We start from the raw sequence: 16461 nt of genomic DNA, 5'->3' as shown, positions 1-16461 counted from the left end.
CTCCCGTTGGTGCGCCGGTCGTCAGTCTGAGCCATTCGGCGCCCGCTTGATACAGCGTCAACCCGCATGCGCCGGTTCCAGGTGCCCCACCAGGCCACTACCATCCGACCCGTGACAGCGGGAAGCGACTCGGTCCTCGAACTGCTGCCCATGGTGTTCGCGGCGCCGGGCGAGGCCCTGGCGCGGGCCCGCGGGCTTCTGGAGGCCGGTCCGCCGCCGCTGCACGGCTCCGTGGCGCACCAGGTGATCGGCATCTGGCAGCGGGACTTCGGCGACACCCGGCTGGCCCTGCGGCATCTGCGCAGGGCCCGGGACCTGGCGGCGCGCGCCGACTCGGCCGAGCGGGAGGCCGACGTCCTGGCCACGCTGGGAGTCGCGTTGGTGCACGCGGGGCGCACACGGCAGGGACTGACGGCGTTCGAGCGCGGGGTGGTGCGCGGGACGGGCCACACCCGGGCACGGGTGCTGTTCCGGCGGGCGTACGTGTGGTGGGTGCTGGGCCGCCATCGTGAGGCGCTGGAGGACGTACGGCGGGCGATTCCCGTGCTGCGGCAGGCAGGCGACGTGATCTGGACGGCGCGGGCGCTGACGCTGCGGGCCACCGTGCACCTGGCGCTGGGCGCGGTGGAACGGGCGGACGCCGACTTCACCGCGGCTCAGGCGCTGTGGGACACCACCGGCCAGGAGCACGACAAGGCGGACGCCGTGGAGAGCCGGGGCCTGGCGGCGTTCCGGCAGGGCGACGTCCCGGCGGCGCTGCGGCTCCTCGACGAGGCCGAGGAGCGGTACGCCAAGCTCGACACGCCGACGTTCATGCTGGACATCCGGCGCTGCGAGGTCCTGATGGCGGCAGGTCTCGCCCCCGAGGCGCTGGCCGGGGCGGACGCCGCGATCGCCGAACTGGACGGTATCGGCGGCCAGTCGACCCGCAAGGCGGAGCTGCTGCTGGCCGCGGCGCGGGCCGCGCGGCTGGCGGACGACCCGCACACGGCGATCGCGCGCGCGGCGCTGGCCGTGCGGCTGTTCGCCGGGCAGCGGCGCACCTGGTGGGAGACGCACGCCCGGCTGGTGCTGATCGAGGCCCGGGTGGCCGACGGGCGCCGCTCGGGCCGGCTGGTCGCGGACGCCGCGGCGGTGGCCGAGCGGCTGGCCTCCTTCGGCTCGCCGGCCGCGCCGGAGGCGTCGCTGCTGGCGGGCCGGATAGCGCTCGCCCTGGGCCGGCCGGCGGACGCCGAGAGCCATCTGGCCCTCGCCGCGCGCAGCCGGCACGGCGGACCGCCGCTCGCCCGGATGACGGGCTGGGCGGCGCAGGCGCTGCGGGCGCGGGCGGCGGGCTCCCGCCGCGGTGTGCTGGAGGCGTGCCGGCGCGGGCTCGACGTGCTGGACGACCACCGGATGACGCTGGGTGCCTCGGAGTTGCGCGCCCGGGCGACCGCGCAGGGCGCCGAACTGGCCGCGCTGGCCCAGGAGGCGGCACTGGCCTCCGGTGAGCCGCGGCGGCTGCTGGTGTGGAGCGAGCGCTGGCGGGCCACCGTGCTGTCCGCGCCGCCCACCCGGCCGCCCGCCGACCCGGCCCTGCTGAGCGGGCTGACCGCCTTCCGTGAGATCGCCGCCCGCGCACAGGACGCCCGCCAGGACGGCCACCCGGTGCCCGCCCTGGAACGGGAACAGCGGCGCCTGGAACGGGAGATCCGCTCACGCACCCTGCGCCTGCGTGGCGACGCGCCCGGCGGCGGCGACCGGTTCGACCCCGGCCGGCTGCTGGCGCGGCTCGGGGACGCGCGTCTGGTCGAACTGGCCGTGCTGGACGGGCGGGTGCATGTGCTGCTGTGCGGTGAGGGGCGGGTACGGCGCTTCGAGGCCGGGCGGCTCGCGGACGCGGTGGCCGAGGCCGAGCACGTGCAGGCGGGACTGCGGCGGCTGGCCCACCCGGGGGCGGCGGCACGGCTGCCGCTGGTGGAGGCGGCGGGGCGCCGCCTGGAGGAGCTGCTGCTCGGCCCGGCCGCCCGGCACCTGGGCTCCGGACCGGTCGTGGTGGTGCCGCCTGGCTCGCTGCACCGGGTGCCGTGGGCGCTGCTGCCGTCGTTGCGGGAGCGGGTGCTGAGCGTGTCGCCGTCGGCGAGCAGCTGGCTGCGCGCCCACGAGACCGAACGGCCGCCGGGGGGCCGCCGGGTGCTGGTGCGCGGCCCGGGTCTGGCGACCCGCGGCGCGGAGGTGCCGGAACTCGCCGAACGCTACGGCACGCCGACCGTGCTGGAGGAGGCCGACGCGCATGTGTCGCGGGTGCTGCGGGAGTTGGACGGGGCCGCGCTCGCGCACATCGCGGCGCACGGCACCTTCCGCGCGGACAGCCCACTGTTCTCGTCGCTGACGATGGCCGACGGCCCGCTGATCGTGCACGACTTCGAACGTCTGGACCGCAGCCCGTACCGGATCATCCTGTCCTGCTGCGACACCGCGCGGTTCGCCTCGGTCGGCGCCGACGAACTCCTGGGCCTGGTCACGGCACTGCTGCCGCTGGGCACCGCCGGGGTGGTGGCGTGCAGCGTCCCCGTCAACGACGAGGCGGTGGTTCCCCTGATGCTCGCCCTGCACAAGGGCCTGGACGCCGGGCTCTCCCTGGCCGAGGCGCTGCGCGACGCGCGTGCCGCGCTGCCGGACGACGCGACGCACCAAGCGACGGGCTGGGCCTTCGCGGCGTTCGGCGCGGCCTGAGACCTGCGGGCTGGGCTTGAGACCGGCGCGGGGAGTCTGAGACCGGCGGGAGGGGCGGCCCAGGAGAAGCGGACGCGGCCCACCGGAGCACCGGAGCACCGGAGCACCGGCGTCAACCTGTGGCGGAAGCGTGACGAAACTGTGGTGCCACCGTGGCGGAACCGTGCGTTGTCATGTTTCCGCCACGCGCGATCATTCCTCTTGGATCACGCCGCGTGCCACTCTCCGCGAGTGCCGGAAGGGCAATCCCCGTCCGGTCCTTCCATGAGGAGAGGGGTACGAGTGCGCACATACTCCACACGCTCCACACGTGTTCGGCGAACCGTCCTGGCGGTGGCCACGGCGTGCATCGTCGCGGTGATCCAGACCCCGTCGGCCGGCGCGGACCCGGGCCCGGCGCAGCCGCGGTCGGCGGACTCCGGCCCGGGCACGCCCGGCGCCCACCACCGAGGCAAGCCCGACAAGGACCTGCCCGGGACCCACAGATCCCCGTCGAGCAAGGCCAGAGGCGCGGCCGCCAAGGCGGACGCCCGGGTGAGCTGGAGCCGGTACGGCACACCGACCACGGTCGTGCCGGAAGGCGACGGCACCGCCCTGGCGACGGGGTTGCCGACCAAGCCCGAGCAGACCGCCCGGGCCTATCTGAAGGCCAACGCCGACCTGTTCGGCATCCCGGCCGGCCAGGTCGACGACCTCAAGCTGGTGTCGAGCACCGCGATCGGCAAGGGCGCCGCGGTGCTGCTCGCCCAGGAGGTGGACGGCAAGGCGTTCGGCCGGGACGGCCAGGTCTCCGTGGGTGTGGTCGACGGCACCGTGGTCAGCGTCACCGGCGCCCTGGCCCCGGTCACCGGCGCACCCAAGCCGGCGACCCTGTCCGAGCAGGACGCGATCAAGGCCGCGCTGGCCGACGTGGCGCTGACCGCCGGCAAGCTGACCGCGGTGGACAGCGCGGACACGTGGCGGAAGTTCGAGGGCTCGGGCCTGTCCGGACCGCAACTCGTGCGCCCCGTCGTGATCGCCGACCCCGACGGCACCGTACGCTCGGCCTACCAGGTGCAGGCCGGTTCCGCCGGCGAGGAGCCGGAGCTGTACGACAGCATCGTCGACGCCCGCACCGGCGAGGTGCTGGCCCGCCGGTCCCTGGTCGAGGACGGGGTCGCGGACGACCACGACGGCAACCCGCAGTGGAAGGCCTTCCCCTTCTCTCCCCCGCTGGACGACTCCTCCGCCGACACCCGCGAGACCTGGTGCTGGGTGGCCGCTCCGGGCTGCGACCGCGTCATGAGCGACTCCGCCCCGGGCACTCCGCACCACGCCTGGGACATCGCCTCCGGTGAGGGCGGCGGCACCTACGGCGGCTCCTACAAACTGGGCACCACGCTGGGCTCCAACGCCTTCGCCAGTGACGGTCTGACGGCCACCGGGCGCAACTGGCTCGGCATCACCCCGGACGTGCGGGCCGACCGGATCTACGACTACTCCTACACCGACGCCTGGCACGCCACCGGCTGCGACCCGAAGGTGCTGACCGACCCCGCGAAGCCGGACCGCGACGCGGCGATCGGCAACCTGTTCGCCCAGCACAACGTGATGCACGACTTCTCGTACCACCTCGGGTTCACCGAGAAGACGTGGAACATGCAGCACGACAACCACGACCTGGGCGGCAAGGGCGGCGACCCGGAGATGGGCGTGGCCCGCTCCGGCGGCAGCAACCCCGCCACCCGCAACAACGCCAACCAGAGCACCGGCGCCGACGGCGGTGTGGCGCTGACCAACATGTACCTGTGGCAGCCGCAGGCCGGCGCCTTCTACGGGCGCTGCGCCGACGGCGACTTCGACGCCTCCGTCATCGGCCACGAGTACACCCACGCCATCACCAACCGCATGATCGGCGGCGGCACCTCCGGCATCTCCGGTACGCACGGCGGCTCGATGGGCGAGTCCTGGAGCGACCTGGTCGCCACCGAGCGGCTGATCGAGACCGGTGTGGTCCCGGACGGCGTGGACCCGTGGGTGGTCGGCCCGTACGTGACCGACAACAACGAGCGCGGCATCCGCAACTTCGCGATCGACCGGAGTCCGCTCAACTACTCCAACTTCGGTTACGACATGGGCGGTCCGGAGGTGCACTCCGACGGCGAGATCTGGAACGCCGTGCAGTACGAGGTGCGCCAGGCGCTCGTCGGCAAGTACGGCGAGCCGGCCAAGAAGGTGCTCGCCTCGTGCGCGGCCGGCAAGACCTCGGTCGACGACTGCGGCGGCGGCCGGCGCTGGATCCAGCTGATGTTCGACTCGTACCTGCTGATGGGCACGGGCAAGATCACCATGATCGACGCCCGTGACGCGATGCTCGCCGCGGACAAGATCCGCTACCACGGCGCCGACCTCGACGTCATGTGGGGCGCCTTCGCCAAGCGCGGCATGGGCATCGACGCCACCGCCACCTCGACCAGCGACACCCGGCCGCACGCGGACTTCGCCACCCCGACCGGGGTCAACGGCAACATCACCTTCAAGGTGGTCAACACCGGCGACGAGATCCCCAACGCCCGCATCTACATAGGCAAGTTCAGCGCCCGGACCACGCCGATCGCCGGTACCACGGCCGACCTCGACAAGAAGGCGCTGTTCACCAAGGGCCACTACGACGCCATCGCGGTCGCCCCGGGCTACGGCCTGACGCGGTTCGACTTCCAGATCGACGACGCCTCCAAGCAGACCGTCAAGGTGAAGATGCAGCCCAACCTCGCCTCGGCGGCGGCCGGCGCCACCGCGACCGGCGACGGGTACAACGCGGCCGCCCTGATCGACGACGACGAGGGCACCAACTGGGCGTACGTCGGTGAGAAGACCGGCACCTCGGTGACCGGCAAGGGCGTCTACATCCACCTGGCCGTCGACGGTCCGACCAAGGTCCGCCGCATCCAGGTCAGCGCCCTCAACCGGCCGACGGACAGCAAGGACCCGGGCGGCGACACCGGCAGCCAGAGCCGCTTCTCGGCGCTGCGCCAGTTCGAGGTCTCGGCCTGCACCCGCACCGCGACCGTCGACTGCTCCCAGCCCAAGCAGTTCCACGTCGTCTACCTCAGCCCGGCGGACGCCTTCGACGCGCCGAAGCCGCGCCCGGCGGCGCCGGACCTGGTCATGCGCGGCTTCGACATCCCGGCGACCTCGGCCACCGACCTGCGCGTCGAGGCGATCACCAACCAGTGCGTGGGCAACCCCGCCTACGCGGGCAAGCAGGACAACGACCCGAACAACGTGACGGACTGCGCCACCGGTTCCCCGGCGGCGTTCAACGTCCGGGCCGCGGAGTTCCAGGTCTTCGAGAAGTGATCCGCCGGCGGCTCCGGTACGGACGTACCGGAGCCGCCCCGTACAGGGGTCGCCCCAGGTGGTCCCGGCTGATCCCAAGCCTGTAGCACCGGGCCCGTCGCATCGGGCCCGGTGCGACGGGCACTACAGCCAGCCGCGGCGGGAGGCCTCCCAGGCCAGCTGCATCCGGGTACGGACCCCGGCGAACTCGATCAGATCGCGGATGCGGCGCTGGACGGTGCGCAGGCTCGTGCCCAGTTGGCCGGCGACGGCGGTGTCCGTCAGCCCGGTGAGCAGCAGTGAGAGCAGGAGCAGGTCCTCCGGCGGAGGGGTCCGGTCGGATTCCCTCTCGCCGACCAGTCCGTCCTCGGTGAGCGCCAGCGGGGAGGCGCCCGCCCACAGGCTCTCGAAGAACGCGATCAGAGCGTCGAGCAGTGCGCCGGGGCGGACCAGGACGGCGGACGGCCGAGCCGTGGGCTCGGCGCAGGGGGTGGCGGCCGGTCCGCCCGCGTCCAAGATGGGTAGGGGCGAGGACACCAGCATGGCCAGTTGCCGGTCGGCGACCGCCATCTTCACCGGGACCTCCGCGGCGACCCGGGCCTGTTCCCCGCATGCGACGAACTCGCGGATCCGGAACACCTCGGGCGGCACCTCGAGCGCCGACCGCTCGTAGAGCGCGCGGTAGCGCACCCCCGAGGCCAGGACCTCGAGTTGAGTGTCGTTGCCCCGGGACGGCACGGCCACGCTCGGCGGCTTGCACAGCGCCAGGATCTCGTCCCGGGCGCCGCGCTGGAGCTGGTCGAAGGTCCGGGCCATCGCCGGTGCCCCGGTCACCGTCTCGACCGTCTCGACCGAGCCCCGGCGCCGGGTCTGCCTGCGGTACTCCTCGGTGAGTTCCGCCATCACCGACTCCGCAGCATGCAACTCCTGCTGCCGGCTCAGCAGCAGCGGGCCGAGCGCGAGATCCGGCGGCGACGCACGGAAGCGCTGCGCCGAACCCTCGGCGCGGCTCACCAGCCCCTTGGCCTCCAGCGTGGCGAGGAGCCTGGCCGCCTCCCGCCCCGACAGATTGAGGCGGCGGGCGAGTTGGGACGGCGTCGCCTCCCGCACCCTGACCAGGTTGCGGTACGCACGTACCTCCACGGAGTCAAGACTGGCGCTCTCGTACATGTCGCTCCTCTCCCCTCCGGTCGTGCACCGGCCCTCCCCGGAACCGGCTCCCCGCCGACGGAGTCGCCGCGGAGGAGATCTTGACGTGTCAACGTCCACTCGCGCCAGAGTGCGGACAGCCGGAGATCGCGCTCTGGCGCACGGGCTACGGGCTCGCGCCCGCGCACCGCATGAGGGGAACCTCATCGGGTGCTCATGCTCCGGCCAGGAGCGTCGGACCGGGTGGATCAGACCGAGTGGATCAAGCCGGGTGGATCAAGCCGGGTGGATCAGGCCGGTGAGAAGACGTGGTCGCTGATCAGCCGGGTGGCGCCGACGACGCCGGCGACCTGGCCGAGTTCGCCGAGGACGATCGGCAGGTTGCCGGTCGCCAACGGCAGGGACTGGCGGTAGACCTGGGTGCGGATGCTCGCGAGGAGGTTGTGCCCCAGCCCGGTGAGCCCTCCCCCGATGACCACAAGGCCGGGGTTGAAGAAGCTGACCAGGCCGGCGATGACCTGACCGGTGCGTCGTCCCCCCATGCGGATCAGCTCCAGGGACGCGGCGTCCCCGGCGCCGGCGGCGGCCGACACGTCCTCGGGGGTCAGCCTCCCGGCCGCTTCGAGCCGTCCGGCCAGTTCCGTCGAGCGGTCGGACTGGGCGAGCGCGGTCGCGTCGCGCACGAGAGCGCTGCCGCCGAAGTACGCCTCCAGACAACCGATGTTGCCGCAGGCGCACCGCGGCCCGTCCGGGTCCGCCTGGATGTGGCCGATGTCGCCGGCGCTGCCGGTGACCCCACGGTGGACCTCGCCGCCGACGACGATGCCGCAGCCGATGCCGGTTCCGAGCTTCACGCACAGGAAGTCGCGTACGGAGCGGGCGACGCCGGCCTGCTGCTCGCCCAGCGCCATCAGGTTCACGTCGTTGTCGACGAGGACGGGGCAGCCCAGTTCCTGGCTCATCGCCTCACGGACGGGGAATCCGTCCCAGCCGGGCATGATCGGCGGCGCGACGGGGACGCCCTCGGGGAACCGGACGGGTCCCGGCACGCCGATCCCGGCGCCGTCGAAGTGGTCCGCCAACCCCGCCTCGCGCAGCTTGCCGGCCAGAGCGAGCACCCGCTCGAAGACCGCGACCGGGCCCTCACGGACGTCCAGTGGCTCGGCCACGTGGCCGAGGACGTCCAACTCGGCGTTGGTGACCGCGACATCCACGGAGGTGGCGCCGATGTCCACGCCGAGGAACCGCAGCGACGGGGCGATCCGGACGTTGTGCGAGCGGCGGCCGCCGCGGGAAGCGGCGAGGCCGTCCTGGACGACCAGGCCCGTCTCCAGCAGCCGGTCGATCTCGAACGCGAGCTTGGAGCGCGACAGTTCGACCTGCTCCCCCAGGGCGACCCGGGACTGCGGGCCGAGGTCGCGCAGGAGGCGGAGCAGCCGGGCCTGATGAAGATTGGCCGGTCGAGCCGTCATAGACCTCACGCCGCCCCCGTCGTGGCAAGAATCGTCGCATGCCCGGCACGTGGGGGGCACGACTTTGAGGAGGACCGTAGCACCGAGCTGCCACTGATGAAAGAAACTTGGGAACCAACGTGCGCGACTTTCATCTGCTGATGGACAAAGCCGGTTCACAGCAGCGTCATGGGCTCGGTCCCGAAGGGTGCCCTGGCGGGCCGCTGACACAGCCCGCCAGGGCTCACGGCTCAGGTGGCGTCACCGCCCCTGTCCCGACTCACGTGTCGGAGGGCCCGCCGCCCGGCTTGCCGACGTCGGACCGGCCGGCCGCCTTCTTGATCTCGGCGGCCTCCCGCTGGTCGATGACGCCCTCGTCCCGCAGCGTCTGGACGACCTGTCCGACGTGGGAGACGAACGCGCCGTGGTTCTTCCAGACCTGGTGGTCCTCGATCAGCTCGTTGATCGTGCAGCCGTCGGCCGTGACGCGGTTGGGGACCCCGGTGTTGATCGAACCGACGAACACGGTGGCCCGGTCGTCCCTTTCCGGACAGTCGGTCGGCGGCTCGCTGTCGACGACGGTGAGGGAGAGCGACTTCGGCGTGGACGTGTTGCCGGCCTTGTCGGTCGCCCGGTAGAGGAGCGTGTGGCTACCGGCCCTGTCGATCACCACCGGTGCCGAGTACTGGAGGTAGGGGCCGCCGTCGAGGGAGTACTCGACCTTCGCCACACCCGACTCGGCATCGGACGCCGACACCGTCACCGTCGCACTACCCACGTAGTTACCGGAAGCATCCTTCGTCCCGGACACCGACGCTGACGTCTCCGGCGGCGTCTTGTCCTTCTCCTCAGCCGCCACCACGGTGAACTCCACCGACTTCACAGCCGACGTGTTCCCCGCCTTGTCCGACGCCCGATACGCCAACGCATGCGCACCCACCGCGCTCACCACAACCGGCGCCGAATACTGGACGTACGGGCCGCCGTCGAGGGAGTACTCGATCTTCGCCACACCCGACTCGGCATCCGAGGCCGACACCGTCACCGTCGCACTACCCACGTAATTGCCGGAGGCGTCCTTCGTCCCCGACACCGACGCCGACGTCTCCGGCGGCGTCTCATCCTCCGGCACAGCCGCCACCACAGTGAACTCCACCGACTTCACAGCCGACGTATTCCCCGCCTTGTCCGACGCCCGATACGCCAACGTGTGCGCACCCACCGCGCTCACCTCAACCGGCTTCGAATAAGCCACGAACGCACCGCCGTCCAGCGAGTACTCCACACTCGCCACACCCGACTCGGCATCGGACGCCGACACCGTCACCGTCGCACTACCCACGTAGTTACCGGAAGCATCCTTCGTCCCCGACACCGACGCCGACGTCTCCGGCGGCGTCTCATCCTCCGGCACAGCCGCCACCACGGTGAACTCCACCGACTTCACAGCCGACGTATTCCCCGCCTTGTCCGACGCCCGATACGCCAACGTGTGCGCACCCACCGCGCTCACCTCAACCGGCTTCGAATAAGCCACGAACGCACCATCGTCGAGGGAGTACTCGACCTTCGCCACACCCGACTCGGCATCCGACGCCGACACCGTCACCGTCGCACTACCCACGTAATTGCCGGAGGCGTCCTTCGTCCCCGACACCGACGCCGACGTCTCCGGCGGCGTCTCATCCTCCGGCACAGCCGCCACCACAGTGAACTCCACCGACTTCACAGCCGACGTATTCCCCGCCTTGTCCGACGCCCGATACGCCAACGTGTGCGCACCCACCGCGCTCACCTCAACCGGCTTCGAATAAGCCACGAACGCACCATCGTCGAGGGAGTACTCGATCTTCGCCACACCCGACTCGGCATCGGACGCCGACACCGTCACCGTCGCACTACCCACATAGTTACCGGAGGCGTCCTTCGTCCCCGACACCGACGCCGACGTCTCCGGCGGCGTCTCATCCTCCGGCACAGCCGCCACCACGGTGAACTCCACCGACTTCACAGCCGACGTATTCCCCGCCTTGTCCGACGCCCGATACGCCAACGTGTGCGCACCCACCGCGCTCACCTCAACCGGCTTCGAATAAGCCACGAACGCACCGCCGTCCAGCGAGTACTCCACACTCGCCACACCCGACTCGGCATCCGACGCCGACACCGTCACCGTCGCGCTGCCGACGTAGTTCCCGGAGGCGTCCTTCGTCCCGGACACCGTCGCCGACGTCTCCGGCGCGGTGGTGTCGTCCTCGCCGGGGGCGGCGGTGACGACGAGTTCGCCCGTCATCGTCTGGTGGCCCGGCATCGCGCAGAAGTAGCGGTAGACGCCGGGCGTGAGGACGACCTCGGCCGTGTACTTGCCGCCGTTGGAGTCGAAGGGACTCGCCTGGATGTTGAGGCTGACGTCGTTGTTGTAGTCCGAGTTCGAGACGTCGAACGTCAACGTGTGCGGCATGCCGGTCGTGTTGCCGGTGGCCTGGCTGTTCTCGAACACGATCGTCGCCGGTCCGGCCACCGCGGTGGTGGGCGCCGACGTGTACTTCGTGTAGTCGTCGCCGGCCGTCCAGGTGAGCACCTGGGCAGCCGCCTTCTCCGACCCGTGGCTCACCGCGGCGTACGCGGCCGGCACGGCCACCGAGAAGGCCGTGAAGACCACGGCGACCAGCGCCACCAGCACCGGGTGCGCGCGGAATCGTTTGCGTGGCGCTGATCCTGAGGAGGGCGGATCCGTCTGGGCATGGAGCAGTCTTCTGAACACCGCTGCACCTTTCGCGAATTCGCTTGTGAGGCACCGCGCAGGGACTCGCGGTCCCGTCTGCTGGACGACCAGTCGCCGGGATGAGCGCGCCGAGGGGGCGGTCTCCCGGACCCGACCCCACCTCTCTCAAAGTGCGGCAACGTGGGGAAGTTACCGAGCTTTTGACCACTCGCCAAGGTCTATGGCCGCAATCCAACCAACTTTGACCTGAGTCTGGAAAAACTGGAGGGGTGCCCGCTACGGTAAGGCGGTCCCGAGGCGAATCCCGTTCGCCCAACCGACCCGAACCCCGCCGCGTCCGGCGCATCGAGCCAAGCCGGGCGGCTGCCACCGGAGTCCGATCCGACGACCGCCCCGCCTGCCCCGCGGGCCCGTACGCCCCGCGCACCACCGCACACCGCGCACCGCTCTGACGGGACGGCTGCCGTCGGCGGCGGCTCACATCACGACCACGCGACGCCTTCGGGCCCGCACGCGTATCGAGGTTTGGAGAGCGATGACCGACTCAGGCACAGGTACGAGACGCCTCTTCTCCCGGCGAGCGTTCGCCGCCGGGGCGGCCGCCGCGGCGGTCGTACCCACGGTGCTCGGCGCCGCCACCGCCACCGCAGACCCCAAGGACAAGTCGCCGCAGGGAAACGGTCAGGGAAACAACAAGGGCACCGTCCGCAACCTGACCCTGTACATGGAGAACCTGCCGAACGGGGAGATGGGCTACGGCCTGAAGCCGGGCGAGGCGACGATCCCCGGCCCGCTCATCGAGCTGACCGAGGGCGACACGATGAACATCGAGGTCGTCAACAACCTGGACGTCGCCGCGAGTCTGCATGTGCATGGCCTGGACTACGACGTCGCCAGCGACGGCACCAAGATGAACGACAGCGTCGTCGAGCCGGGGGGCCGGCGGACCTATGTCTGGCGCACCCACGCCCCGTCGAACCAGGGCGGGACATGGGAGGCCGGCAGCGCCGGCTACTGGCACTATCACGATCACAACGTGGGCACCGAGCACGGCACCGGCGGCATCAAGAAGGGCCTGTACGGCCCCGTGATCGTGCGCCGCAAGGGTGACGTGCTGCCCGACAAGCAGTTCACGGTCGTGTTCAACGACATGGCGATCAACAACAAGCCCGCCCACGAGGCGCCCACCTTCAAGGCCGTCCGCGGTGAGCGGGTGGAGTTCATCGTGATCACACACGGGGAGTTCTTCCACACCTGGCACATCCACGGCCACCGCTGGGTGGACAACCGCACCGGGATCCTCCAGGGTCCGCAGGACGTGAGCCGGGTCATCGACACCAAAACGGTCGGTCCGGCGGACTCGTTCGGGTTCCAGGTGATCGCGGGTGACCGGGTCGGCGCGGGTGCCTGGATGTACCACTGCCACGTCCAGAGCCACTCGGACATGGGCATGGCCGGTGTGTTCCTCGTGACCGAGGCGGACGGCTCGGTCCCCGGCGGCGGCATGCACCACGAGATGACCGCGGCCGACGGCTCAGCCTCCGACGGCGGCATGCATCACGAGATGACCGCGGCCGACGGCTCGACCTCCGACGGCGGCATGCATCACGAGATGACCGCGGCCGACGGCTCGACCTCCGACGGCGGCATGCACCACCACTAGACGGCAGCGGCGGGGCCCGCGCTCCGGACCCCGCCCCCCACGAGCCACACCCCGAGCCACGCCCCCAAGCCACGCCCGTCGGCACCACCTGACGGTCCGACGGGCGTGTACGACTGCCGCCGGCCGGTCCTGACCCGCAAGGACCCGAGGCGAACTCCGACCTCACCCCTCCGGCACCCGTCCTCCCGGGCATCGTGACCGCCCGCCGAGAGCCGCCTCACCCGGCGCACGCCGGGCGGGGCGTCCGCGGCAGCCCTCGCTCCATCCCCTGATCACTCTTCCGTTGTCGGATCGAGTCAAGGAGCAACCATGGGCAAGAGAGACCGGTTCGCCCTCTCACGACGAAGCGGAGCACCGCCGTCGCGTCCCGCACGGGCCTCCGGCCACGTGTGGTCCTGGCGCCGCGCCGTCGTCCTGCTGTCCAGCGCCGCGCTGACCGTGGGGCTGGGCGCGCTGCCGGCCGTGCAGGCGAACGCGCAGTCGCCCGCGGAGAACACCCAGGCCGCAGGCGCCGGGAGCCAGGTGAACGTCCTGGTCTTCCACGGACCGGCCGCCAAGCAGGACGACCCCGTCAAGAAGGCCACGGCGGCCATCGAGAGCCTCGGCGCGAAGAACGGGTTCACCGTCGTCGAGTCCGAGGACACCGGTGTGTTCACCGCCGCCGGCCTCGCCAAGTACCGAGGGGTGGTGTTCCTGTCGGCCGACGGCGTGACCCTCGACGCCGAGCAGGAGGCCGCGTTCCAGGCGTACATCAACAACGGCGGCGGCTTCGTCGGCGTCCACGACGCCGCCCGGGCCCAGTCCGACTCCTCCTGGTTCACCGGGCTGATCGGCACCCGCCCGGCCCTGGGCCTGCCCGACGCCGAGAAGGTCGTCGAGAGTGCGGTCAGCGACGACAACCCGCCGAACGAGACCAAGGACAAGCTGTTCGACGGCAAGGACGACACCAAGTGGCTGGCCCACGCGCCGACCGGCTGGGTCACCATGAAGCTGGACAAGCCGGTCGCGGTGGTCAACTACGCGCTGACCTCCGCCAACGACTACCAGGGGCGGGACCCGAAGGACTGGAAGCTCCAGGGCTCGCAGGACGGCGCGAACTGGAAGACCCTGGACACCCGGTCCGGCGAGACCTTCCCGTCGCGGTTCCAGACCAGGCAGTTCCAGTTCGCCAACACCGAGGCGTACCAGCACTACCGCCTCGAGATCACCGCGAACAGCGGTGAGCCGCTGACCCAGTTGGCCGAGCTGCGGCTGTTCGACGCCAACCCGACGCCTCCGCAGGAGTCCAAGGTCCAGCAGGCGGTCGTCGACGTGACGGACCGTCAGCACCCGGCCAACAAGGGCCTGCCGCTGAACTGGACCCGTTCCGACCAGTGGATCAACTGGGACCCCAACCCGATCGGCAAGGTCCACACCGTCGCGCAGGTCGAGGAGTGGAAGTACAAGCCGGGCGCCGGCGCCAACGGCGCGTTCCACCCGATCTCGTGGTGCCGGGACTACGACGGCGGCCGGTCCTTCTACACCGGCATGGGCCGCACCGAGGAGAGCTACACCACCGACACGAAGTTCCAGAGCCACCTCCTCGGCGCCATCCAGTGGACCACCGGCATGGTCCGCGGCGACTGCCAGGCGACCATCGCGTCCAACTACAAGACCGAGCGGCTCACCGCCCAGAACCAGGCGGGGCAGCTCGACCAGATCGGTGAGCCGCACGGCCTCACCATGGCCCCCGACGGCAAGGCCTTCTACATCGGCAAGGCCGCCTGCCCGTCCGGCCCGATCGTCTCCTGGGACGACCCCAAGGTCGGTCTCGGCTGCGGCACCATCCACCAGTGGGACCCCAAGACCAAGAAGGTCAAGCTGCTCACCACGCTCGACGTGATGGGCAACCGGGGCAGCGGCGACGAACTGGTCAAGAACGAGGAAGGCCTGGTCGGCATCACCCTCGACCCGAAGTTCGAGCAGAACGGGTGGATCTACATCTACTGGATGCCGCACGAGTCGATCGACCGCGACAAGCGGATCGGCCAGCGGACGGTCTCCCGGCTGACCTACGACTTCGCGTCCGAGTCCATCGACCAGGGCACCCGCAAGGACCTGCTGCACTGGGACACACAGATCCACAGCTGCTGCCACGCCGGCGGCGGCATGTCCTTCGACAAGGACGGCAACCTGTACATCGGCTCCGGCGACAACAACTCCTCCGGCGGATCCGACGGTTACTCCGGGAACAACTGGACGCAGGACTACAAGGGCGTCTCGTTCCAGGACGCACGCCGCACCTCCGGCAACACCAACAACCTCAACGGCAAGATCATCCGTATCCACCCCGAGGCCGACGGCACCTACACCATTCCCAAGGGCAACCTCTTCGCGCCGGGCACGGACAAGACCCGCCCGGAGATCTACGTGATGGGTGTCCGCAACATCGCGCGGCTCTCCGTCGACCCGGTGCACAACTGGCTGAACGCCGGCTGGGTCGGTCCGGACGCGGGAGCCTCCAGCCCGGACCTCGGCCCGGCCAAGTACGAGACGGCCACGGTCATCACCTCCGCGGGCAACCAGGGCTGGCCGTACTGCATGGGCAACCGGCAGCCGTACCGCGACCGCAGCAACACCGACGCCAAGGTCCTCACCGGCTGGTACGACTGCGACCACCTGAAGAACGAGTCGCCGCGCAACACCGGCCTGGTGGACATCCCGCCGGCCCGCGACAACATGATCTGGTACTCGCCCCAGGGCGGCGGACCGGTCTTCCCCGAGCGCGCCGACGGCAGCGGCGTCCCCAGCTACGTCGACAGCGAGGCCACCTACACCCAGCCGTACCTCAAGGGCGGCGGCCAGGCCATCATGTCCGGTCCGACCTACCACCGCTCCCAGGTGGACACCAAGAGCGGCGTCGCCTGGCCGGCGTACTGGGAGGACAAGTGGTTCATCGGTGACGAGTCCAACGCCAACAACCGGGTCGCGGTGACTGTCGACCCCGATCACGTCAAGGACCAGGGCGCGCCGGCCTTCGGTGAGGACCTGCGCAGCATCATCGCGCCGGGCGGCGGCGCCACCCAGGTGCAGAGCTGGATGGACGCCAAGTTCGGTCCCGACGGCGCCCTGTACATGCTCGACTACGCGAACGGCTTCTTCAGCCTGGACAACAACCAGAAGCTCGTCCGCATCACCTACCAGGGCGGCCCGGCCACCCCGAAGCCCCAGGACGCGGGGGCGCGGGTCATCACCCAGAGCGAGCCGAAGACGGTGGCGTTCTCCAGCGCCAGGACCGGTGGTGTGGCCTGGGAGTGGGACTTCGGCGACGGCAGCAAGCCCTCGCACGAGGCCGACCCCACGCACACGTACGCCGACTACGGCACGTACCACGCGAAGCTGACGGTCACCTACGCCGACGGCGAGAAGGCCACCGCGACGTTCGACGCCAAGGCAGGCTG

At 71.0% G+C, this 16461-nt stretch carries 6 protein-coding genes and 2 pseudogenes; 5 read left to right on the top strand and 3 right to left on the bottom strand.

Annotated features, from left to right (window positions below; all coding sequences use genetic code 11):
- The first annotated feature begins 150 nt into the window (after nucleotides 1-150).
- Together ACIHCX_RS08925 and ACIHCX_RS08920 are read left to right on the top strand one after the other, a co-directional pair.
- Nucleotides 151-2715 carry a CHAT domain-containing protein gene (locus ACIHCX_RS08925; RefSeq protein ID WP_400028666.1) on the top strand — a complete coding sequence of 855 codons (2565 nt, stop codon included), beginning with the start codon at nucleotides 151-153 and terminating at the stop codon, nucleotides 2713-2715.
- 333 nt (nucleotides 2716-3048) lie between these two features.
- Nucleotides 3049-6054, top strand: a complete 3006-nt coding sequence (locus ACIHCX_RS08920) for a M36 family metallopeptidase (protein ID WP_400028013.1) — start codon at nucleotides 3049-3051, stop codon at nucleotides 6052-6054.
- Between the two features lie 123 nt (nucleotides 6055-6177).
- Here ACIHCX_RS08920 and ACIHCX_RS08915 read toward each other — a convergent pair whose 3' ends face one another.
- From ACIHCX_RS08915 to ACIHCX_RS08905, 3 genes are all read right to left on the bottom strand, one after another.
- Entirely contained in the window at nucleotides 6178-7203 is a 1026-nt protein-coding gene (locus tag ACIHCX_RS08915; protein WP_400028012.1) for a TrmB family transcriptional regulator, read from the bottom strand.
- 269 nt (nucleotides 7204-7472) lie between these two features.
- Nucleotides 7473-8654: an ROK family protein gene (locus ACIHCX_RS08910; protein WP_400028010.1), complete on the bottom strand. Its 1182-nt coding sequence runs from the start codon at nucleotides 8652-8654 to the stop codon at nucleotides 7473-7475.
- 259 nt (nucleotides 8655-8913) lie between these two features.
- Nucleotides 8914-11274, bottom strand: a complete 2361-nt coding sequence (locus ACIHCX_RS08905) for an OmpL47-type beta-barrel domain-containing protein (protein WP_400028008.1) — start codon at nucleotides 11272-11274, stop codon at nucleotides 8914-8916.
- A 619-nt stretch (nucleotides 11275-11893) separates the two neighbouring features.
- Here ACIHCX_RS08905 and ACIHCX_RS08900 point away from each other — a divergent pair.
- The 3 genes and pseudogenes from ACIHCX_RS08900 to ACIHCX_RS08890 form a co-directional block, all read left to right on the top strand.
- The gene (locus ACIHCX_RS08900) at nucleotides 11894-13021 is read left to right on the top strand and encodes a multicopper oxidase domain-containing protein (protein WP_400028007.1); all 1128 of its coding nucleotides are present in this window, start codon (nucleotides 11894-11896) and stop codon (nucleotides 13019-13021) included.
- 309 nt (nucleotides 13022-13330) lie between these two features.
- Nucleotides 13331-14266: pseudogene (locus ACIHCX_RS08895) on the top strand (ThuA domain-containing protein); the annotation flags it as partial.
- A 6-nt stretch (nucleotides 14267-14272) separates the two neighbouring features.
- Nucleotides 14273-16435, top strand: a pseudogene (locus tag ACIHCX_RS08890) (ThuA domain-containing protein); the annotation flags it as partial.
- Between the last annotated feature and the right edge of the window lie 26 nt (nucleotides 16436-16461).

The sequence above is a fragment of the Streptomyces sp. NPDC052043 genome, from assembly GCF_044548235.1.
Classification (GTDB): domain Bacteria; phylum Actinomycetota; class Actinomycetes; order Streptomycetales; family Streptomycetaceae; genus Streptomyces.
The sequence above is the reverse complement of the archived record's forward strand: the minus strand, read 5'-3'. Positions and strand labels throughout refer to the sequence as shown.

Excerpts from the sequence above, each read along its gene's own strand:
- ACIHCX_RS08925 (WP_400028666.1), top strand. The coding sequence starts at position 151 with ATGGTGTTCGCGGCGCCGGGCGAGGCCCTGGCGCGGGCCCGCGGGCTT.
- ACIHCX_RS08915 (WP_400028012.1), bottom strand. The coding sequence starts at position 7,203 with ATGTACGAGAGCGCCAGTCTTGACTCCGTGGAGGTACGTGCGTACCGC.
- ACIHCX_RS08910 (WP_400028010.1), bottom strand. The coding sequence starts at position 8,654 with ATGACGGCTCGACCGGCCAATCTTCATCAGGCCCGGCTGCTCCGCCTC.
- ACIHCX_RS08900 (WP_400028007.1), top strand. The coding sequence starts at position 11,894 with ATGACCGACTCAGGCACAGGTACGAGACGCCTCTTCTCCCGGCGAGCG.